Raw genomic sequence first — 19,713 nt, forward strand, 5'->3', positions numbered from 1 at the left:
CCGGAGTGAGGGCACACCGAGCCTAGGCGAGGTGCCGAGTGTTGGGGCGAGGACCTTTTGGTTACTTTTGGCTGGGCCGGCATTCCGGTCCTTCCAAAAGTGACCCGCTGTAAGAGCGGAACCAATCGCAGCCGTTACCTAAATAACGGATATGTACCCGGCCTGATCCAACATCCAGGCCAGCCGTCAGGCCGCCTTCGCAGGCAAGCCAGCTCCCACATTTGGATCGCGGGAGTAACAGTAAGACTGCGGCCGACCGTCAAGCCGCCAGCGCCGTACCCCGCGTGGTGTAGATACCTGCGCCCTTTGGCCGCCGCCTCATTGCGCATTGATGTAATGAAACTGCGCCTGCGACTTCTCAACCGCCGCACGCACTTTGTCCTTCTGCGCATCGGTGCCCGAGTAGTAAATCTGCAGGCCCTTCAAATCCTGCCCTTCGACGGCTTTGCCGATCACGGCAACGTCGACCGGGGTGCCGGCCCCCATGATCAAAAAGAACACATCGCCCAAGCGCTTGGTATTCAGCAATTCGCTCCTGAGGCTGGCAGCGTTTTGGTCGCCGGCCATGGAAATCGCCAGGGTGTCGCCGAACATACCGCTTTTGGGGATGCTCATCGTGTGCAAGCGAAGCTTGTCTGAATCGGCCGGCATCGACTTGACGTAGGCGGTGGTGGCCTCGTCGAGAATCTGCTGTTCAGATTTACCTTGCGTGGCGCAACCGGCCAGGGTGGCGATAAGGACGAGCGCGACAAATGATTTCACGGTGTATTCCTTGTGATAAAGCGATCCATGGGCTGACCATCATAGGAGCCTCAACGCCAGAGAGCTACCGTTGAGTTCACGGCCTCCCGTTCAACCGCGTGATCGACTACCATACCGCGCCGGTTCCCGAACGGGACTAATAGGGAATCCGAAGCGCGGTACACCCGTGCCAATCGGAACTGCCCCCGCAACTGTAGGTGCTGAGCCTGCTCCCTGATGCCACTGGACCTTGTCCGGGAAGGCCGGAGCCTGGCGACGACGCATCAGTCAGGAGACCTGCCGGCCCAAGTTCAATGACTAACCGGCGGGGTGTCCGGGAAGGACATTCTTGCCTGTCGCTCTCGCAGCGCTTAAGGGTGTATTTCCGAATGACACGCACGCTTCACTCGGAGATTGCCCCATGCTGCCACGCGTTACCGCCCTGCTCACTGGCCTGGGTTTCTGTGCCCTGGCCCAAGCCGCACCCACCCACTACCCGCTGACCGTGGAAAACTGCGGCAGCCACCTCACCTTCCAGCAAGCGCCGGCCCGCAGCGTGACCATCGGCCAGGCCGCCACCGAAATGCTCTACGCCCTGGGCGTGGGCAATAAAGTGGTCGGCACCTCGCTGTGGTTCAACAGCGTACTGCCACAGTACAAAGCGCAGAACGACAACATCGAGCGCCTGGCCAACAATGAGCCAAGCTTTGAGGCCGTGATCGCCAAACGCCCGCAACTGGTGGCCGCCGAACTGGAATGGGTTGTGGGGCCGCAAGGCGTGGTTGGCACCCGCGAGCAATTCCATGAGCTGAAGATCCCCACCTACCTGTTGCCTTCGGACTGCGAAGGCAAGGACAACCTGGTCGGCGCCGATGGCACGCGGCTGGAGCCGTTCCGTATCGAAACCATTTATAAAAGCATCAGCCAACTCGCCGAGATCTTCGACGTGCAGGCACGCGGCCAACAGCTGAACGAAGAACTCAAGGCGCGCCTGGCCAAATCCGTCGCCACCGTGCAAAGCAAGGGCCTCAAGCAAGCCAGCGCCTTGGTGTGGTTCTCCAGTTCCGAGATGGCCAGTGACCCTTATGTGGCCGGCCACAAGGGCATTCCGCAATTCATGCTGGAAACCCTCGGCTTGCATAACGTCGTACAGTCCGACGAAGAGTGGCCCGCCGTCGGCTGGGAAACCCTCGCCAAGGCCAACCCGACCGTGCTGGTGATCGCGCGCATGGACCGCCGCCGCTACCCCGCCGACGACCATGAAAAGAAACTCGCCTTCCTGCGCAGCGATCCGGTGACCCGCAACATGGACGCGGTGAAAAACAACCGCATCATCATCCTCGACGCCCTGGCGCTGCAGGCCAGCATCCGCACGTTCGACGGCCTTGAACAACTGGCCACGGCCATCGACGGCTACGATCTAACCAAATGATGCGCACCCTACTCGCCCTGGCCCTGCTATTAGCCGCCGTCCTCGCGGGCGTGGCCATCGGCGAAACCGCCATCTCGCCGCACGTGGTACTCCAGGTACTCGCGAACAAACTGTGGGCCGCCGGTTATGCGCTCGACCCCATCGACGAAGGCGTGGTGTGGAACTATCGCCTCACCCGCGCCCTGGTCGCCGCTGCGTGTGGCGCCGGACTGGCGACGTGTGGCGTGATCCTGCAATCGCTGCTGCGCAACCCGCTGGCCGATCCTTACCTGCTGGGCATCAGCGCCGGCGCCTCGACCGGCGCGGTGCTGGTGGCGTTGATCGGTGTGGGCGGCGGGTTGATTTCGTTGTCGGCGGGGGCGTTTGTCGGCGCCATGGCCGCGTTTGCGCTGGTGATCCTGCTCGCGCGCGCCAGCGGTTCGGCCAGCGGCACCGGCCAGATCATTCTGGCGGGCATTGCCGGGTCGCAGTTGTTCAATGCACTCACCGCGTTCCTGATCACCAAATCCGCCAGTTCCGAACAGGCGCGCGGCATCATGTTCTGGCTGCTCGGCAACCTCAGCGGCGTGCGCTGGCCTTCGGTGTGGCTGGCTGTGCCGGTGGCGATTGCCGGGTTGGCCGTGTGCCTGTGGCACCGTCGTGCGTTGGATGCGTTTACCTTCGGCAGCGACTCGGCGGCGTCCCTCGGCATTCCGGTGCGCCGGGTGCAATTTGTGTTGGTGGGCTGCGCGGCGCTGGTGACAGCGGTGATGGTGTCGATTGTCGGCTCCATCGGTTTTGTCGGATTGGTGATTCCCCACGCCGTGCGCCTGCTGCTCGGCACCGGGCACTCGCGCTTGCTGCCAGCCAGTGCGTTGGGCGGTGCGTTGTTCTTGATTGCGGCGGATGTGCTGTCACGCACCCTGATCAAAGGCCAGGTGATTCCGGTCGGCGTGGTCACGGCGCTGGTCGGTGCGCCGGTGTTTGCGCTGATCCTCATTGGCCGGAGGAATGCGCGATGACCGTGCTGAGCTGCACAGGACTGGGTTTTAAAGTGCGCGAGGCGCAGTTGCTGAGCGACATTCATCTGGACGTTCAGCCAGGTGAAACACTGGGGATTGTCGGTCCCAATGGTTCTGGCAAATCCACCTTGCTCAAGTTGCTCGCAGGCCTGCGCACGCCAGCGTCCGGCGAAGTCCTGTTAGGCGGCAAGCGCCTTGGCAAGCTATCGCGCCGCGCCATCGCGCAGCAACTGGCGGTGGTGGAACAGCAGGCCGACACCGACGACGCCATCCGCGTGTTCGACGCCGTAGCGCTGGGCCGCACACCATGGCTGTCGGCGCTGAGCCCCTGGTCCAGCGAGGACGACGCCATCGTCAACCAGGCGCTGCACGACGTCGACGCCACCCACCTGAGCCATCGCGCCTGGCGCAGCCTCTCGGGCGGTGAGCGCCAGCGCGTGCACATCGCCCGTGCCTTGGCGCAGCGGCCGCAGATCCTGTTGCTGGATGAACCGACCAATCACTTGGACATCCAGCACCAGTTGGGGATTTTGAAGGGCGTGCAAGGGTTGCCCGTCACCACCTTGATTGCCCTGCATGATCTGAACCAGGCATTGACCTGTGATCGGCTGGCGGTGCTGGATCACGGGCGGTTGGTGGCGCTGGGCAAACCACTGGAGGTGCTGACGCCGCAGCGTTTGCAGGAAACGTTTGGGGTGCAGGCGCATTACCTGACGGACCCGTTTGATGGGGCGCAGATATTGCGGCTACGCCCAAACTGATCAACGTATCCCACTGTAGGAGTCGGCGCCTACAGTGGGTGGTGGGGTTAGAGGGTGCGTTGCATATGCGTCGTGCGCCATACCGGGTCCGCGTCCACATCCACCACCTCGAACCCCTGCCGAAGCCAAAAATCAATCGCCCCCGGCAAAAACGGATGGGTGTGCAGGTACATCACCTCGACCCGATCTGCTTTGGCCTGCGCCTCCAGCGCACGGTACAAATCGCCCGCCAAACCCAAGCGGCGAAACGCCGGCAGCACAAACAGGCGCACCACCTCCACGGTCCTGCGGCCCTGATAATTCAACTGCGGGAAACGCTCGTCATAGGGCAGATAGCCGATGGCTGCGACAATCTGGCCCTCACCGCGGGCCACCAGAAATTGCCCGTCGCCCTGCAGATAGATCGCCTCGAACTGCGCCAAGTCCGCCGGCATCCCCGTCGCACTGAGCTTGGGGAAAAGCTCGGCACGGGCTTGCAGCACGAACCTCAATACCTCAGGGATATCCGCCGCCGTGGCCACCTGAATGATCGGGCTTGAACTCATGCAACGGCTATCTGCGTAATCCCCACCACCTGCGCCTGCTCCAGAATTTCATCCGGGCTGGCATCCGCGGGCGGCAGGATCAAGCCATTCTCGGCGTCGCCAAAATGCAGCTGTAGCAGGTGCAACGCCGCTTCATGCACCTGCAATTGGGGTTGCTTGAGTTCGAACACATGGGTGCGGGGCTCGTCGTTGAACAGGTAGTTGAGGGTGTATTCGCGCATGGGGGAGTCCTTTTTAAAGAATAAGAGCAACTGATTAACCTGACTAACCGATCAAGTTTTTAGTTCCCAGTCCATTTGCGCGTTCATAACGAAGGTAACCATGGGAGTCTGTCCCCACCGCGATAAACCCTGCACCTTCATACATCAGCCGGGCAGGGTTGTCTGGGCGCACGCTTAAACTCAGGTGAGTGCAGCCGCTGCCCAGCGCCGCAACCCCATAGGCATCCAGTAATGCCCGACCTATCCCCTTGCGCCGATAAGTCTCGCTGACATTGATCGTGTAGAGCTCGGCGAAACTGTCCTCGGGTCTCCATAACGAATACCCGACCAATTGACCGTCAAGCACCGCTACCGTGAGTAGCTCGAAGTTATCGACCCACAGAGCTAGGTTGTGCTCCACCTGCGTGCGCCAACCGGCTTCGTGAGTGGGCTCCCATTGTTGGATGTAGGCCAGCTCCCCTCGGTAGATTGACGGGAGGTCAGTGACAATCGCCGGGCGTAGGCTCAGTGCGTTCACAGGCACGTTTTTTCCTTGGCGCTGTATTGAAAGGCGAAAGATTACTCGGACGATGGAAGGTTGAGTACTTCCCCGTTCACTCGTTGGCTTATCCACTCACGGCTATAGGCAAGCACTTCCTTCCCCATCACCACCGGAAAATGAATAAACCCATGCGCCGCCTCCGGCAACAAATGCGCCTCAGCCCCCGGCCACCGCTCAGCGATCAACAGCGTGTCATCTTTCAACGGGTCCAACTCACCCACAAACATCAACGCCGGGGGCAGGCCTTCGAAGTCGCCATACAAGGGTGACAGCGGCGGCAGCCGACGCACGTCATCACTCAACCCCGGCGTGAGCAGGCGCAGCGCCTCGACCATGCCTGGGCCGTCCAGCAACAAGGTGTCGGGCCCCGCCGCGCGCACGCTGGGTGTGCCGGTCAGGTCGTAGACGCCGTAATACAATACCGCCCCGCTCACCCGTTGGAGCAACGCGGGCCATTGCTTCAACGCCAGCAACGTCGCCGCTGCCAGGTGCCCGCCCGCCGATTCGCCGACGACGATCACCGGCAGGCCGGCAAATTCCTCAGTGGTGAGCAGCCACCGCGCGGCCGCCAGGCAGTCGTCCATCAGCCCTTCGACGGGCGTGTCGACCGCCAGCCGATAATCCACCGACACCACCGCCACGTTGCAGGCGTTGACCATGCCCAGGTTGAGGTCGTCATCCATCTGCGCATTGCCGATCACCCAGCCGCCACCGTGGATATCCAGTACCACGCCCTTGGGCTTGCCGCTGGGGCGCAGGATGCGCACGGGGACTGAGTCGACGTAGTGGGTGTCAGCCAAAGGCGCTTGCTTGATCTTTTGACTGACCCGCAACAGCGCCTGGATCAAACGCGGCGTGACGCGATTGCGGATCTTGAAGCGCGGCAACCAGGCAAGCTTTTGGTTGAAGCGGCGCATCTCGGCCCGTTCGGGCTCGCTGGCGGGCCAGGCTTTAACGGCCATCAGCGGTTATTCCGCAGAATCGAGAAGTTGAGCGCCGCCGCCACACACAGCCACGCCAGGTACGGGAACAGAATCAAGCCGGTGATCAGGTCCAACTGCACCGCCAGCACCACCATCGTCGCGACGGTCAACCACAACACTGCCAGAATCACCATCCCCGCGAGGATGCGATGGGCGCCGAAGAACACCGGCGTCCACAAGGTGTTCAACGCTATCTGCGCCGCCCACAGCGCCAACACCATTTGGCTGCCAGGGATCAGGCTGAGGCGGTAACCGGCCCAGGCCAGCAGCAGATAAATGCTCGTCCACGCCACCGGGAACAACCAATTGGGTGGGGTGAAGCTGGGTTTGACCAGGGATTCGTACCAGGCACCCGGCTTGAAAATAAGGCCGGTGCTCGCGGCGGCGGCACAAGCCAGCAGAAAAATAAAGAAAGTCATCGTCTGTCCTTGGCTGTAGTCAGCGGTTGTGAAGGGCCGGCTTTTTCCGTGCCTGCTTAAATGACTCAAGCGCGCGGGCAAAAATTCAATCAAAGCGGCACATCGGGCAAACCGACACCGCTTCTTCACGTCATCAAATTTCGCTAAGGTGCTCGCACCTTAGCCCGATTTGTCATGAGCGAGATCCCTCACTTTGGCTCAGCCCTCTACCCATCCTTGGAAGGTGTTCCTGATCTTCCTGCGATTGGGCCTCACCTCCTTCGGCGGCCCGATTGCGCACCTCGGCTATTTCAGGGAGGAGTTCGTCACACGGCGACGCTGGCTGAGCGAGCGCAGTTACGCCGAACTGGTTGCGTTGTGCCAATTTCTGCCCGGCCCGGCCAGCAGCCAGGTCGGCATCGCCCTGGGCCTGTCCCGCGCGGGTTACGGCGGTGCCGCTGCGGCCTGGGCCGGTTTCACGTTGCCATCGGCCATTGCGCTGATCCTGTTCGCCCTGGGTCTTGCGCACTACGGTGCCGTAATCCCCACCGGTGCGTTGCATGGCCTCAAAGTCGTCGCCGTGGCCGTGGTGGCCCAGGCGGTTTGGGGTATGGCACGCAACTTGTGCCGGGGCGTGGCGCGTTTCACGCTGATGCTGATGGCTGCAGGCGTGGCACTGCTGGAGCCGTCTGCCTGGGGCCAGGTCGGTGTGATCATCGCAGCAAGCGTGGCCGGCCTGCTGCTGTTCAAGCTGGAACCCGGCGCCGAGCATGACGCGCTGCCCATCGCCATCAACCGCCGCGCAGGCGCCCTGTGGCTGGGGCTGTTTGTGATTGCGTTGGTGGGCTTGCCGGTCCTGGTCGCCTGGCTGCCCAATCCCACCCTGGCCCTGGTGGATGCCTTTTATCGCACCGGCTCACTGGTATTCGGCGGCGGTCACGTGGTGTTGCCCCTGCTGCAAGCCGACGTGGTGGCACCGCAGTGGGTAAGCAACGACGTTTTCCTCGCCGGCTACGGCGCCACCCAAGCCGTACCTGGCCCGCTGTTTACCTTCGCCGCCTTCCTCGGCGCCTCGATGAAGCACGCCCCGACCGGCTGGCTGGGCGGCACGGTCGGCCTCCTGGCGATCTTCGCACCGTCGTTTCTGCTGGTCTTCGGCGCCCTGCCCTTCTGGGCCAGCTTGCGCCGCAGCCCACGCACCCAGGCTGCACTGGCCGGGGTGAATGCGGCGGTGGTGGGGCTATTGCTGGCGGCGTTGTACCAGCCGGTGTGGACCAGCGCGATTTTCACTGCGCTGGACTTCAGCCTGGCAGTGGTTGCCCTGACAGCACTGATGGTATGGCGCTTGCCACCCTGGCTGGTCGTGGCCGGCTGCGGCGTACTGGGAGGCTTACTGGGCTGAACCCCGCTCCACGATCCGCAGCCAAGGCCAGCGCGCCTGATAACTTCTGGCCTTCTGCGCAAACAACGCTGGCTCCGGATGCAGCGGGTTGATGCGCAGCACGCCCTGTGCGATGTCTTCCAACCCATACGGCGCATACAACTCGCCCGTGGCAATCTCCAGGCCGATGCAGGTGCCCGCCACCAGATACCGGTCAATCCCCTGCTTGGCCGTGTGCAACTGCGGATAAGGTCGACCAAAGCGCTCGCCATACCAAAGATGAACCCGCGCCTGGTTCTTTACTTCCACATTCACGCCCAGGTCCTGGAACAACTGCTCGGCCGCACGGATTACCCTATCCTCGGCCTCGTAGGACAAGTCCGTATCAAAGTAGAAAACGTCGTAGTCCTTTACGCCCTGGGCAGCAGGCAAGTTCGACTGATGATTCCACACCGCCTGGAACAGGCAGCCCGCCGTGAGAAAACATTGGTCCACCCCGAGGTCAGGCAGGCGCGCGGTGATTTCGGCGTTGATGGGGTTGGCCATGGCCAGGTTGAGCAGGGTTTTGACGGTCAATGTCATATGCACTCCTTGGAACCACGCTGTATCAGCCTTTCAATTCACCTGCACGGTGAGTCGCCGCGTCGTCGTAAATCACATACAACGACTCGGCGATCTGGCTTTTGATGGCCTTGGTGGATTCCAGCCCGAGCACAAACCCTTCGGCTTTACCGCCGGCACGGTTGAGTGCTTCGTGGGTGGCGGCACCGGTGATGGCGTCGAAGAGCTTGCTGGCGTGGGGGCCTACGCCTTTCGGCAGGGAGATTTGGTCGATGGACATGGGCAATACCTTGCGAGAGAGAGATCGGTAGCGCGTGGAACCACTGCCGGGAGGGCATGGTAGACCGGCTGGCATAGAAAGGGGCGGCTTTTGCGCAAATCGCACTCAGGGGCCGGACTTGAACCGGCCTAGAATCGCAATACGCAGACAGGCCCAGGCGATGTAGCCAATGATCACCACCTCGACGACACCGATAAACAGGTTGAATGAAAAGCTCACAGGGTGATCGGCCCAGTCGAAGGTCGTTGCACGTGATCGAAACCCACTGACCCGCAGCCGCCCAGTCAACAAGGCGGGCACCAGTGCGAAGACCTGCGACAGCTCCAACACCCCCAGAAACGCACCCAGCAAGCCCAGTAGACCCCGTGCGGGCCTGCCGATGGTTTCGGTCGATTCAGGTAAAGAAGCAGGCTCTTTTTCTTTTCGCGCACGGGCGACCTTGGCCGGGGATGGAGCAGACCGATAGGGCGGCGGCTTGCGAGGCGCCGATGCATCGATCACGTCGAACGGCACCGCCACGTTCAGATAGCCAGCCAACTCCACCAGCCACCGCTCGGTGCGTGGGCTGCCCGGCACTACCGGAACGTTGTCGGTGGTCAGGCGGTGCTCGGTGCCATCGCGCATCACCAGCCACAGCTGGGTGTAGACCGGCTCGGCCTGCGGACGGCGGCGCAGTTCGAAATGGCTGGGGTGGTCGAGCCGAAAGGCCTGACGCACACGCTCACGGCGCCCAAAGGCATTGCGGGTCAGACGTTGGCCTTCGCCGTCGTGCCGCGACAGGCGCAAGATCTCGCGAATGCCGGTGTAAAACATCAGGAACAGGCCAAGGGCAGGCATCAACAGCAACGCGAGCACGATCAGCAGCGAGGACAGTGGGTCCAGGCCGACCAGCGGCAAATACCCTTCAATGATTCCACACACCACAAACGCCACAGGCACGCTCACGGCCAGCCCGCCCACCAGCCACACAGCACCACTCTGTACCCTGTTGTGGGAGTGGATGAGCACGTCATCTTGCGCGGTACGCTCGAACCGATGGCCAATCCACATGCCGCTCTCCTGATGCGCTTGCGAGGCACCGGATGATACGGGAGCGCGCCCATTTCTTTCATGACCCTGCCCACAAAGCCGTGATATCGATAAGTTACTTCCCCCCTGGCCACTGTTCGGCACCTTGCTCAGCGCATCGACCCAGCCCAGTGGCGCTATGTTGGCACTGGCGATTGGAGTGGCCTACATTGAACGCCTCATCGATCAACACCGAGGCCCCCCATGCCACGCATTGTCCGAATCCACGCCTACGGCGACGCCAGCGTCTTGAAACTCGAAGACATCGACGTCCCTGCCCCCGCCGCCGATGAAGTGCAAATCGACGTCAAAGCCTTCGGCCTCAACCGCGCCGAAGTCATGTTCCGCAACCACGCCTACCTGCAAGAAGCCGAATTCCCCAGCCGCTTGGGCTACGAAGCGGCCGGCGTGGTCACCGCAGTCGGCGCCGACGTCATCGACCTCCAAGTGGGCGACGCCGTCAGCGTCATCCCACCTCTCGACATCGCCCGCTGGGGCACCTACGGCGAAGTCGCCAACGTGCCCGCCCACCTCACCGTCAAACACCCGCACAACCTCAGCTTCGTCCAAGCCGCCGCCTCGTGGATGCAATACGTCACCGCCTGGGGTGCCCTGGTCGAACAAGCCAAACTCACCACAGGCGACTTCGTACTGGTCACCGCCGCCTCCAGCAGCGTCGGCCTCGCCGCCTTCCAGATCGCCCGCAGCGTCGGCGCCACCGCCATCGCCGTCACCCGTACCCGCGCCAAACAACAAGCCCTGCTCGATGCCGGCGCCCACCACGTCATCGTCAGCGACGAAGAAGACCTGGTGCAACGCGTGATGCAACTGACCGACGGCAAAGGCGCCCGCGTGGTGTTCGACCCTATCGGCGGGCCGGGCTTTGAAGCACTCACCCAAAGCATGGCCCAGGGCGGGATCTTGCTGGAGTACGGCGCGTTGAGCTCCGAGCCGACGCCGTTTCCGTTGTTTACCGTGTTGGGGAAATGTTTGACGCTCAAGGGGTATTTGTATGCCGAGATCGTCGCCGACCCGGCGGCGTTGGAACGGGCTAAAGCGTTCATCTTGGATGGGCTCGCGTCGGGCGCGTTGGCGCCGGTGATTGCGAAGGCGTTTGGGTTGGATGAAGTGCAGGACGCGCACAGGTATTTGGAGGCGAACCAGCAAGTGGGCAAGGTGGTGGTGACGGTATAAGGGAATCGTCCTAGGACATTTCCCAAAGGTGGCGAGTGGGTTGCCCGATTGCCTACGCTTAGCCCAGAATCCGCTGGCTTGTGTGCTGAGGTGGTGGAATCTATGGTTGCGCGGTCGCTGAATTTTTTGGTGATCGGGTTTAGTAGCCTGATGGTTCAATTACGTTGAGTGCACAAGCTTCATCAATCTGACATTCCTGTCGGTGCTTGATGGTGGCTGTGCGTAGGGCGCCTCCGGGCGCGCCGGCTTTGCGTAATTCCCCGGTCTACTAACCTGCGTACAGCTGCCACCCTTTCGTTTAGTAGCGATGGGGTGACGGCCCGACTTGGGAATTACGAATATGTGCAAAGCCTCATCTGACCCAACCGTCCTCTTTACTGTCAGTCCCGACGCCAGTACTGAAAGCCTCATTACCAATAGCTACGAGACCTTTAGCTCGGTTAGCACTCTTCTGCTCGACCTCTCGGAAGACCTCAGCGGTAAGCACCGTGACATTGCACTGGCGATTCACCAATTGAGCGAATTGGGCGTGCTGATGACGGCAAGACTCCTCGACCGCGAAGCACCGTGCCCTCGTTAAATAACAGAAATTCCAGTCACTAGCGGACTGCTCGTCGAATCGTCGTATGCGGGAGTTACGATTTGGCGACTTTGCTTCCCATGAAATCGATGAACTCCGGAGCAGGTCTAAACTCCCGGCTTTACCTATGTAGTTCAGGGTCTGCTTTCGGCCAATAGCGGCCGTTCTGGAATGGTAGGAAACGACCGATAACTGTCTTCGATACGCAACTTTCGCCCGGAAGCGGCTCGATTGTAAGAATATGGCGGAGAGCTGCAAAACCGCCTACGCTTATAGAATGATTCCTCGAACGCCTTGCCCATCTGGTGGTATAGAGCCGAGAGATCTGACTTCCTTTGACCGTCCGCTTAACACCCACCCGGGCCAACCCTCGCCTATCGCCAGCAACTGGCCCCTGAGTCCGGTCCACACGACCAGCAGTACGGCGCAACGGGTAAAAGCCAGACCCAGTCCCCCCACCTGCCGTTCAAACGCGACCGATGCCGCAGCACCTCAGGAAACGGGGGCGCTGTTCACGTTCTGCCATGAGGTCAATCCGTATGTATCGGCCGAGCACGATTCCTTACCAGCAGCATCGAGGGTTCAGCCGAACCTTCACTCAGGGGCATTTGAGCCTTGGATTGTTCTTTCCCATGGAGGCCTTCGACGGGGACACTCCGAGCATGCTCAACCAGGTCACACTGGCTAAACAAGCCGAGGCGCTGGGCTTCTGCGCGCTCTGGTTTCGCGACGTGCCGCTTCGCGACCCTGGCTTCGGGGATGTCGGCCAAGTCTTCGACCCCTGGGTTTACCTGGGTTATATGGCCGCCCATACCTCGGAGATTGCACTTGGCACCGCCTCCATCGCCATCCCGCTGCACCATCCCCTGCACACGGCCAAGGCGTCAGCCAGCGTCGATCAGTTGAGCACTGGTCGCTTGATTCTGGGGGTTGCTTCGGGAGATCGGCCAGTGGAGTTTTCGGCGTTTGGCGTCGATCCCGAAAGGCGTGGAGAGATCTTTCGAGAACACTACGAAGTGATTCGCCGTGCCCACAGCACCAGTTTTGAGCCCATCCACTGGAGCACTGGTGAAATGCAAGGCGCAGACCTGATTCCGAAACCTACCACCCAATTCATTCCAATGCTCGTGACCGGCAACAGTCGCCAGTCACTGGATTGGATCGCGCGTGAGAGCAACGGATGGATCAACTATCCACGCATTCCGAACATGCAGCGGCTGGTCGTGGAAGATTGGCGACTGGAGGTCACGAAACAATGTGGTTCTGTGTATAAGCCCTTTACTCAGTCGCTGTACATCGATCTCGATGAGAATCCGTCAACGCCACCCACACGTATCCATTTGGGGTTCAGACTTGGACGTTACCATCTACGATTTTTGCTGGAGTCGCTTGAGGAAATCGGCGTGGACCACGTCATTCTCAATCTCAAATACGGCAAGCGCCCTGCGGTGGAAGTTATTGAGGAATTGGGTACGCACATCGTTGCGCAGTTCGGAGTGCAGCCGCGTCAGGCAGCTCATTGAACATCGGTCACTGCTACGCCGACGAATGCTCACTTGACGAAACCATTAGGTGTCACGGCGCGGATGACCTACGGTTCTATATCAATGATGGAGATCTTCGCGCCATGAGCGACCGGTGCCCGGCAAACAATCTACCCTACTCATCCTGAACACGTGATGAGCACATTGCCTTGCAGATTCTGTGCGGCTTCCACGCCGTCCATGGACACGATTTGCGCGCATATCCTTTCACTTATACCGAACGCGCAAGCATGGCATGAATCCTGGACACAGCACTTTAGCCATGACATTTATCTTCAATACAAGTGTTTTAATTGATCACCGCCCGGGACAGCGGCAGGCCCAGGCGATCCTGATTTTCATACAAGACATCGTGAGCCTCCCCGAACTGAATGAAACTTCCTGTTGGATTTGCTTAACCGGGCAGCTTGGCTGCAAGGACGTCAACCTTCTCGATTGATGGCGGTTCGGCAAACAGCTCGGCAGCGTTTGCCATAAGCGCCGCCGCGACCTTGCCCGAAAGATGAGCCTGCCGGCCCGCATCATCCGGGAATGCGTCAAAGATGCCAAAGGTGGACGGCCCCAAGCGGATTCCAAACCAGGCTGTAGTGGCTGGCTCCTCCTCCACTAACGGAAGGCCGCCCAAAAGAAAGCTTTCTACATCCTTTTCTTTCCCGGGTTTTGCTTCCAGGCGAACGAACAACGCTACTTTGACCATGATGTGGCTCCTGTTGTTACGATGCGGCTGGCGCTATCAGATCGCGATAGCTAAGAGGGGTATCCGAGACTCTTAACTATGGTCGACGATACCAGGATTACAAACCCAAATAGACCAAGGGTAGCGGCGAGTAGCGCACGGGCAGTGAGAACGACGTAGTGGGCAGCATATAACCGCAAGTCAGCCGCTTGCTCACTTGGTCCCACCCTCTGGTCTGATAATAATGATTCAACGATATCTGAAATTTAGAAAAACATAAGAGATCATGGTTGCTGTCAGGCCGACCAATATGTACTCGACGCGGGGTAAAAACACGACTAACCCGCCCAAAGAAAACACTATCAACGTGTTTTGTAGTATGTATTTCCTTATTCTACTCACGGCTATGAAATAGCCATATTGCTTACCTAGGAAAAACAAGGCCATGCCGGTGATCGACATAATCTGGAAATCGCGTATCGCAATGTCGTTCAGGATCGCATGCCTAATCAAATTCGCCAGAAGTGCCAGCCCCATAAAAAGAAAAAGGTGCGAGTAGATTAAGGCGTGCCCACTCATACTGCTTTGATGTTTGTTCAATAAGTAAAAACTATCAAAATAGATCCACCAGATACTGCAAATCATGATAAATCCGGTGATGGCCGCCATCACATTATAATAACCCCATTGAATGTTAGACAAGCCTCCGGAAAGGCTAATAATTGACTCCCCCAATAAGATTAGGGTGAGTAGACCTATGCGCTCAACCAAATGTTCCGTGTGTGCTGGCAACGGCTTTAGTTTAGTCCAGAAAAACACAGGAAACAGAATATCAAGAACAATCCCAATATAAGCAACAAGATAACGCAAGGGCGGGTCAAAAATAACGGATGAAAGACTAATAACTGCGCTAACTAATAGGGCGAAACCAAGCCTTGAGGAAAGTTCGCCGCGAGAATCGAGTTTACTAATGGATGAAATGTACATAACACTGATGATCGCTCGTATACCAAAATAGCAGGCAATAATAAGCGGGTAGTTCACTTCCAGGTCTTCCCCAATCCGTGCCGATAGCACAATGAGCAGGAGCATTATGAATAATGTTGCCAAACGGTGAAGATTACTGTCTGTATCGAACCTGTTGGAGTAAATCGTGTGACTGGACCAGATCCACCACAACGGTACAAAAAGCAGTAAGAATGTCCATAATTGCTTATGTTCAAAGTGGCCGTCATGAACATGTCCGAGAGTGTGCGTAACCTGGCCTATCGTAACAACGAAAGTCAGGTCAAAAAACAACTCCAACCATGTGGCGTGTCGATTTTCTTCATAATACTTCAAAGATTTCATTAGTTGCCGGCTCCGTGTCCACCTCTTTAATGTAAAAGGAAGCTAACGTTGGTTTTTCCTCGGCTCCGATGTGGGTGATGTTAAGCCGATTTGGCTCTCTAGCGATTTCGTCCACGCACTAACAAAAGTTCAATCATCTGACTCATCCCGATGAACTCTGGAACTCCGTCATAGCGAAGCCCGTCAATGTAAAACGCTGGGGTGCCATTCACGCCGCTGCGTACACCGCCATTGAAATCGGCTTGTATTTTGGGAATGTAAGTATCCTCTTGCATTGCAAGATCGAATTCCTCCTTGGGAAGGCCGTGTTTGAGAACGATGGCGCGATACAGCGGCAGGCCCAATCGATCCTGATTTTCGTACAATTCGTCGTGGGCCTCCCAGAAGAATCCTCGACTCCCGGCATACTCAGCGGTGACCGCTGCACCCAATGCATGGGGGTGAGCGGTGGTAAGAGGGAAGTTACGGAACACAAACAGCAAGTCATCGCGAAAATGCTGTTGCAGATTCTTGACCATCCAATAAGCTTCACCGCAATAGGGACATTCATAGTCGCCAAATTCCACCAAGGTGACCTTGGCATGCGCACTTCCCTGGCGATGGTCGTTGGCACTTACCGGGACTTTGAGAGTGGCCATGTAATCACCTGTTAATTTTTGGTTGGCGTGCTTTGTGGCGAATTCACCAGAGCATCCAGCGCATCCAGAATGCCGTCCGCCCCAGGGTTGATTGCCATTGGTGAGACGTAGCTCCAGGCGACCACCCCCTCCTTGTCAATCACGAACAGTGCCCTCTTACAAACTCCGAGCTGGGACTCGTACGCTCCATACTGTCGTGCCACCGCCCCTTTGGGCTCGAAATCGGCCAGCAGGCTGAAGTGGAAATTTCGATCTTTGGCAAAGGCCTGATGACACCAGGCGCTGTCAACCGAGATACCCAATAGCACCGCACCATATTCTCTGAAGGTGGGTAACAACTGGTTGTACAAGGTCAGTTGGTCACCACACACCGAAGTCCAGTCAGCGGGATAAAACGCCAGTATCACGGGATTTCCCTTTAGCTCACGCAGCGACAACTGTTGATCAGGGGTTGCGTGAAGAGTGAAGTCGGGCGCGACAGTGCCGGCCGGCAGCGGACCCTGAACCAGGTCGCCATTGGTTTTTTGTGCATCATCTAACTCTGAAGTATTCATTGCTTGAACCTTGATAGATGGGTGGTTGGGACGTGCTCAGTGGGATACGACGTGCCCGGCGGGATAACTCCATCCACCATCAAGGGGAAAAAAAAGACAACGCTGCCTCGATCTCAGCCTGAGCCTGAGTAATTTCGGCAGCGAAACGTTTACGTTCCGCATCAAGGAACACAAGAAGATCCGCCGTGTAATCGCGGAATTGGATTAGGCCAGGTTGGCAGCGGAATGGTCGGATTCGCTCTGGCTCACCAATGACTATAGTCGTTGATGACGCTTACCGTAGTAACTGAACGAATTTTCTGTACCCTCCAGTGCCAACAACAGTCACGCGCTTAATGCGTCCACGGCCAGGCGTGTTGAGCAGAGCTTGGGTCTAAAGCGCTCAGTTTCCCAAACGCTTCTGGACCCGGCAAAAGATCTGAAGCGCTCAACAGGAACGCTCCAGGACCGAAGTGGCAACTGAAGTGTGGTTCAGGGCAACCGGACTCGTTCGAATCTGAAGATTCGCCTTTTCAAACTTCGGAACAGACAAGATCGGGCGTCAGGGACCGGGACGCGCGAAGGCTTAGGAAGGCTTCGAGGTCAGCATAGGGCATCGGTTTAGCAAAGTAATACCCCTGAAAAACATCGCAGCGACCGCCCTTGAGAAAATCCACTTGAGACTTGGTTTCCACACCTTCGGCGACCACCGTCAGGCTGAGGTGATGGGCCATGGAAATAATGCCTTGGGTGATCGCGGCATCGTGATGGTCGGTAGCGATATCCCGGATGAAAGAACGGTCAATCTTGATTTTGTCGATGGGTAAGCGCTTGAGGTAGCTGAGGCTGGAATAACCGGTGCCGAAATCATCGAGCGCAATGCGTACACCTAGAGCCTTGAGCTGGTGCAACGTGTCGATCGCCTGCTCAACGTTATGCAACAGGAGCGACTCGGTAATCTCCAGTTCCAACTGCCCGGCGCTAAGTTCGTACCTGTTCAGCACTGCCTGTATACACTCGACGAACTGCCCACGCTGGAAATGCATCGGCGAAATATTCACGGCCATCGAGATGCCTGTGATGCCCTGCTCGCCCAGTTGACGCAACTGCGCGCAGGCCGTATCGAGTACCCAAAGGCTCAGCGGGATGATCTGACCACTGTCTTCAGCCACTGTTACAAACACCGCTGGTGAGATAAATCCTTTTTCCGGATGCTCCCAGCGCAGCAAGGCTTCGATCCCGACCACCTGCCCCGTGCGTGCGTCTATCTGCGGTTGATAATGCAGCTGGAAGGATTGAGTTTCGATAGCCTTTTGCAAGTCATTGCGCAGGCTCGCGTGCTCGCAAACACGTTGATTGAGCTCGCTGGTGTACCACTGAAAGTTGTTGCGCCCTTGCTGCTTGGCTTTGTACATGGCCATGTCAGCCTGCTGGATCAGTTGCATCGGCTGCTCAATGTGACCATCGCTCAGGGTGATGCCGACACTTGCACTCACATGCAGGTCAATGCCCTGGATGCAGTAGGGTCTGGCAATGCTGGCCATCAAGCGCTCGGCGACTGGCACTGCGTCCTCGTCACGCAGCAGGTCCGGCAGCAGCACAATGAATTCGTCACCGCCCATGCGCACGATGGTGTCACCGGGACGAACTTGCTGGGTCATGCGTTGCGACACTTCGATCAGCACCTGATCGCCGAAGTAATGCCCGATCGAATCGTTGATGGATTTGAATCCATCCAGATCAATGCACATTACCGCCAGACGCCGATTACGCCGACGACTGATGTGGCAATCCCGAACAAGTCGCTCTTCAAGCGAAACACGGTTAAGCAAACCGGTCAGCCGGTCATGGCTGGCATTGAAGCTCAATTCGCGTTCGAAATTTTTCTGTGCGCTGATGTCCCGGGCAATGCCGAATACTCCCACAATCTCTCCGTTGACCATGATGGGCAGGTTGGAGATATCCATGGTCAACAGTTGCTCACTTTCGTCGCGAAGCTGTGCCTCGAAGCGCTGAGGCGATCCGGCACGGGCTGCGCAAAAATGCTGACTGACCCGTTGCAGATCCTCATCGAGTACAAGATGGGAAAAATGATGACCAATGAAATTGACGGCCGTCTGCGGTTTCAGCTTCAGGCCCGCAGGATTGACGCTTTGGACGTTGCCGGCCAGATCGAGGGCGAACACCGGGTTGGGGTTATAGGTGAACAATGAACGAAAACGTTGTTCGCTCTCCTCCAATCGCCGACCGTCACGCTCATGACGGATCGCAATGACTGCCAGTTGCGCGGCAAACACCAGCTGTTGAATCTGCACCTCGTCCGGCGCATGGATACTCTTTTGGTACAGGGCAAATGTCCCCAACACCGTTCCTTCATGGGAGAGCAAAGGGACTGACCAGCAGGAACGCAGGCCATGCCCCAGCGCCAGGCTGCGGAAACGTTCCCAGTTCGGGTCCCGTGCGATGTCTTCGGTGACTACAAGCTCGCGCCGGAACGCTGCTGTGCCGCAGGTCCCTTCCTGCGGACCAATAGCCATTCCATCTATCGCCTCGCTGTACTCGGCCGGCAGACCTGGTGCCGCGCCGTTGAGTAAGTGCTTGCCCTCTGCATCCGCCAGCAGGATAGAGCAGTAGGTTTCGGGAGTCTGTGTGTCGAGCATCTGGCAGATGGCGCAGAGTACATCGCCCAGATGCTGATCGGTCGCGATCATGCCGAGAATGTCACGTTGCGATTGGGGGAAGGTCTTGCTCTGAAAGCTTGGACGAGTATTCATGGTGATTCCTGAAGACTCTCGATTCGTCCGGTCTTCAGAGAGCCAGAAACAGTAGCGGGCCGATCACTGTCCACTTTTGCGTCGGATATACACTCTATAGAGCGTCGCCCCGTTAAAAACAGACTCAGATCTAACAAAAAAAGCAGGATCACATTGTTGCCGTCTGGCTGACTTCGCTGTCTCGACTTTTGGAAATCCGCCCTTTTACGGACGTTCACGACACCGCAGGTGGCCACATCGAACGCTGCGATTTTCAAGCCTGATTGTTCACCCGTGGCTACGGCGTGGGCGATGCCAAGACGACGCCGCACCCTAGCGATTTCGTCCGCGCCCTACGGACCGCTCTACTGGAGTCCCGTCATACTCCCTATGGCCGAAAGCAGTCATTTGTGGACGGCAGCTATCGGCCAAAAACCGTCATTCGCGCCCCATCGTTTTGGACTCAAATCAGCTTTCTGCTCCGAGCATAATCATCGCACTTCTACTGAAGCTACTCTTTGAATGAGCGCCG

At 58.3% G+C, this 19,713-nt stretch carries 21 protein-coding genes and 1 riboswitch; of the genes, 7 read left to right on the forward strand and 14 right to left on the reverse strand.

The window, feature by feature from the left end:
* Positions 1 to 318: 318 nt before the first annotated feature.
* Positions 319 to 762: a hypothetical protein gene (locus tag WH299_RS08245; protein ID WP_123474345.1), complete on the reverse strand. Its 444-nt coding sequence runs from the start codon at positions 760 to 762 to the stop codon at positions 319 to 321.
* Between the two features lie 103 nt (positions 763 to 865).
* A riboswitch (cobalamin riboswitch) is annotated at positions 866 to 1,060 on the forward strand.
* A gap of 102 nt (positions 1,061 to 1,162) precedes the next feature.
* On the opposite strand from WH299_RS08245, the gene WH299_RS08250 reads away from it, so the two are divergent.
* Genes WH299_RS08250 through WH299_RS08260 form a run of 3 tightly spaced genes read left to right on the forward strand, consistent with a single transcriptional unit; the run spans position 1,163 to position 3,935 of the window.
* Positions 1,163 to 2,173: an ABC transporter substrate-binding protein gene (locus WH299_RS08250; protein ID WP_123474346.1), complete on the forward strand. Its 1,011-nt coding sequence runs from the start codon at positions 1,163 to 1,165 to the stop codon at positions 2,171 to 2,173.
* Entirely contained in the window at positions 2,170 to 3,174 is a 1,005-nt protein-coding gene (locus tag WH299_RS08255; protein WP_123474347.1) for a FecCD family ABC transporter permease, read from the forward strand. The genes WH299_RS08250 and WH299_RS08255 overlap by 4 nt, the downstream gene beginning before the upstream one ends.
* On the forward strand, positions 3,171 to 3,935 hold the full coding sequence (locus WH299_RS08260) for an ABC transporter ATP-binding protein (RefSeq protein WP_339550020.1): 765 nt from the start codon (positions 3,171 to 3,173) through the stop codon (positions 3,933 to 3,935). Before WH299_RS08255 ends, WH299_RS08260 begins: the two co-directional genes overlap by 4 nt.
* Positions 3,936 to 3,982: 47 nt before the next feature.
* Here the strand turns inward: WH299_RS08260 and WH299_RS08265 are convergent, their stop codons facing one another.
* Genes WH299_RS08265 through tspO form a run of 5 tightly spaced genes read right to left on the reverse strand, consistent with a single transcriptional unit; the run spans position 3,983 to position 6,644 of the window.
* Positions 3,983 to 4,480: a GNAT family N-acetyltransferase gene (locus WH299_RS08265; RefSeq protein WP_323624242.1), complete on the reverse strand. Its 498-nt coding sequence runs from the start codon at positions 4,478 to 4,480 to the stop codon at positions 3,983 to 3,985.
* Positions 4,477 to 4,701 carry a hypothetical protein gene (locus tag WH299_RS08270; RefSeq protein WP_068932742.1) on the reverse strand — a complete coding sequence of 75 codons (225 nt, stop codon included), beginning with the start codon at positions 4,699 to 4,701 and terminating at the stop codon, positions 4,477 to 4,479. Before WH299_RS08270 ends, WH299_RS08265 begins: the two co-directional genes overlap by 4 nt.
* 43 nt (positions 4,702 to 4,744) lie before the next feature.
* Entirely contained in the window at positions 4,745 to 5,218 is a 474-nt protein-coding gene (locus WH299_RS08275) for a GNAT family N-acetyltransferase (protein WP_339550022.1), read from the reverse strand.
* Positions 5,219 to 5,259: 41 nt separating this feature from the next.
* Positions 5,260 to 6,204: an alpha/beta hydrolase fold domain-containing protein gene (locus WH299_RS08280; RefSeq protein WP_339550023.1), complete on the reverse strand. Its 945-nt coding sequence runs from the start codon at positions 6,202 to 6,204 to the stop codon at positions 5,260 to 5,262.
* Complete coding sequence (gene tspO / locus WH299_RS08285) at positions 6,204 to 6,644, reverse strand: tryptophan-rich sensory protein TspO (protein WP_122725960.1); 441 nt, start codon at positions 6,642 to 6,644, stop codon at positions 6,204 to 6,206. Before tspO ends, WH299_RS08280 begins: the two co-directional genes overlap by 1 nt.
* 193 nt (positions 6,645 to 6,837) lie before the next feature.
* On the opposite strand from tspO, the gene chrA reads away from it, so the two are divergent.
* Positions 6,838 to 8,025, forward strand: coding sequence for a chromate efflux transporter (gene chrA / locus WH299_RS08290; RefSeq protein WP_339550024.1), 1,188 nt, complete (start codon positions 6,838 to 6,840; stop codon positions 8,023 to 8,025).
* Here the strand turns inward: chrA and WH299_RS08295 are convergent.
* From WH299_RS08295 to WH299_RS08305, 3 genes are all read right to left on the reverse strand, one after another.
* Positions 8,014 to 8,586 (reverse strand): nucleotidyltransferase family protein, encoded by a 573-nt coding sequence (locus WH299_RS08295; protein ID WP_339550025.1) that lies wholly within the window; start codon positions 8,584 to 8,586, stop codon positions 8,014 to 8,016. The two genes, chrA and WH299_RS08295, sit on opposite strands and share 12 nt — an antisense overlap.
* Before the next feature lie 25 nt (positions 8,587 to 8,611).
* On the reverse strand, positions 8,612 to 8,845 hold the full coding sequence (locus tag WH299_RS08300; protein ID WP_028617151.1) for a hypothetical protein: 234 nt from the start codon (positions 8,843 to 8,845) through the stop codon (positions 8,612 to 8,614).
* A 105-nt stretch (positions 8,846 to 8,950) separates the two neighbouring features.
* Positions 8,951 to 9,895, reverse strand: a complete 945-nt coding sequence (locus WH299_RS08305) for a hypothetical protein (protein ID WP_339550026.1) — start codon at positions 9,893 to 9,895, stop codon at positions 8,951 to 8,953.
* A gap of 222 nt (positions 9,896 to 10,117) precedes the next feature.
* Between WH299_RS08305 and WH299_RS08310 the strand changes: the two genes are divergently transcribed.
* The 3 genes from WH299_RS08310 (at position 10,118) to WH299_RS08320 (ending at position 13,210) form a co-directional block, all read left to right on the forward strand.
* Positions 10,118 to 11,107: a zinc-dependent alcohol dehydrogenase family protein gene (locus WH299_RS08310; protein ID WP_339550027.1), complete on the forward strand. Its 990-nt coding sequence runs from the start codon at positions 10,118 to 10,120 to the stop codon at positions 11,105 to 11,107.
* 340 nt (positions 11,108 to 11,447) lie between these two features.
* Entirely contained in the window at positions 11,448 to 11,687 is a 240-nt protein-coding gene (locus tag WH299_RS08315) for a DUF6124 family protein (protein ID WP_305381930.1), read from the forward strand.
* 539 nt (positions 11,688 to 12,226) lie between these two features.
* Complete coding sequence (locus tag WH299_RS08320) at positions 12,227 to 13,210, forward strand: LLM class oxidoreductase (protein WP_043862986.1); 984 nt, start codon at positions 12,227 to 12,229, stop codon at positions 13,208 to 13,210.
* Between the two features lie 415 nt (positions 13,211 to 13,625).
* On the opposite strand, the gene WH299_RS08325 is transcribed toward WH299_RS08320, so the two are convergent.
* The 5 genes from WH299_RS08325 to WH299_RS08350 all read right to left on the reverse strand — a co-directional run bounded on the left by WH299_RS08325 (position 13,626) and on the right by WH299_RS08350 (position 19,202).
* Positions 13,626 to 13,928: a putative quinol monooxygenase gene (locus WH299_RS08325; RefSeq protein ID WP_078047888.1), complete on the reverse strand. Its 303-nt coding sequence runs from the start codon at positions 13,926 to 13,928 to the stop codon at positions 13,626 to 13,628.
* Between the two features lie 228 nt (positions 13,929 to 14,156).
* The gene (locus WH299_RS08330) at positions 14,157 to 15,257 is read right to left on the reverse strand and encodes a low temperature requirement protein A (RefSeq protein ID WP_064493025.1); all 1,101 of its coding nucleotides are present in this window, start codon (positions 15,255 to 15,257) and stop codon (positions 14,157 to 14,159) included.
* Between the two features lie 98 nt (positions 15,258 to 15,355).
* On the reverse strand, positions 15,356 to 15,895 hold the full coding sequence (locus tag WH299_RS08335; RefSeq protein ID WP_078047886.1) for a DsbA family protein: 540 nt from the start codon (positions 15,893 to 15,895) through the stop codon (positions 15,356 to 15,358).
* An 11-nt stretch (positions 15,896 to 15,906) separates the two neighbouring features.
* Complete coding sequence (locus tag WH299_RS08340) at positions 15,907 to 16,449, reverse strand: redoxin domain-containing protein (RefSeq protein ID WP_078047885.1); 543 nt, start codon at positions 16,447 to 16,449, stop codon at positions 15,907 to 15,909.
* Between the two features lie 512 nt (positions 16,450 to 16,961).
* Complete coding sequence (locus tag WH299_RS08350; RefSeq protein ID WP_339550029.1) at positions 16,962 to 19,202, reverse strand: putative bifunctional diguanylate cyclase/phosphodiesterase; 2,241 nt, start codon at positions 19,200 to 19,202, stop codon at positions 16,962 to 16,964.
* Between the last annotated feature and the right edge of the window lie 511 nt (positions 19,203 to 19,713).

Origin of the sequence: Pseudomonas sp. MYb541 (assembly GCF_037479595.1) — a bacterium.
GTDB classification, from domain to species: domain Bacteria; phylum Pseudomonadota; class Gammaproteobacteria; order Pseudomonadales; family Pseudomonadaceae; genus Aquipseudomonas; species Aquipseudomonas canadensis.

Coding starts and splice junctions, on each gene's coding strand:
- WH299_RS08250 (WP_123474346.1), top strand. CDS start 1,163: ATGCTGCCACGCGTTACCGCCCTGCTCACTGGCCTGGGTTTCTGTGCC.
- WH299_RS08255 (WP_123474347.1), top strand. CDS start 2,170: ATGATGCGCACCCTACTCGCCCTGGCCCTGCTATTAGCCGCCGTCCTC.
- WH299_RS08260 (WP_339550020.1), top strand. CDS start 3,171: ATGACCGTGCTGAGCTGCACAGGACTGGGTTTTAAAGTGCGCGAGGCG.
- WH299_RS08265 (WP_323624242.1), bottom strand. CDS start 4,480: ATGAGTTCAAGCCCGATCATTCAGGTGGCCACGGCGGCGGATATCCCT.
- WH299_RS08270 (WP_068932742.1), bottom strand. CDS start 4,701: ATGCGCGAATACACCCTCAACTACCTGTTCAACGACGAGCCCCGCACC.
- WH299_RS08280 (WP_339550023.1), bottom strand. CDS start 6,204: ATGGCCGTTAAAGCCTGGCCCGCCAGCGAGCCCGAACGGGCCGAGATG.
- tspO (WP_122725960.1), bottom strand. CDS start 6,644: ATGACTTTCTTTATTTTTCTGCTGGCTTGTGCCGCCGCCGCGAGCACC.
- WH299_RS08295 (WP_339550025.1), bottom strand. CDS start 8,586: ATGACATTGACCGTCAAAACCCTGCTCAACCTGGCCATGGCCAACCCC.
- WH299_RS08300 (WP_028617151.1), bottom strand. CDS start 8,845: ATGTCCATCGACCAAATCTCCCTGCCGAAAGGCGTAGGCCCCCACGCC.
- WH299_RS08305 (WP_339550026.1), bottom strand. CDS start 9,895: ATGTGGATTGGCCATCGGTTCGAGCGTACCGCGCAAGATGACGTGCTC.
- WH299_RS08310 (WP_339550027.1), top strand. CDS start 10,118: ATGCCACGCATTGTCCGAATCCACGCCTACGGCGACGCCAGCGTCTTG.
- WH299_RS08315 (WP_305381930.1), top strand. CDS start 11,448: ATGTGCAAAGCCTCATCTGACCCAACCGTCCTCTTTACTGTCAGTCCC.
- WH299_RS08320 (WP_043862986.1), top strand. CDS start 12,227: ATGTATCGGCCGAGCACGATTCCTTACCAGCAGCATCGAGGGTTCAGC.
- WH299_RS08325 (WP_078047888.1), bottom strand. CDS start 13,928: ATGGTCAAAGTAGCGTTGTTCGTTCGCCTGGAAGCAAAACCCGGGAAA.
- WH299_RS08330 (WP_064493025.1), bottom strand. CDS start 15,257: ATGAAATCTTTGAAGTATTATGAAGAAAATCGACACGCCACATGGTTG.
- WH299_RS08335 (WP_078047886.1), bottom strand. CDS start 15,895: ATGGCCACTCTCAAAGTCCCGGTAAGTGCCAACGACCATCGCCAGGGA.
- WH299_RS08340 (WP_078047885.1), bottom strand. CDS start 16,449: ATGAATACTTCAGAGTTAGATGATGCACAAAAAACCAATGGCGACCTG.
- WH299_RS08350 (WP_339550029.1), bottom strand. CDS start 19,202: ATGAATACTCGTCCAAGCTTTCAGAGCAAGACCTTCCCCCAATCGCAA.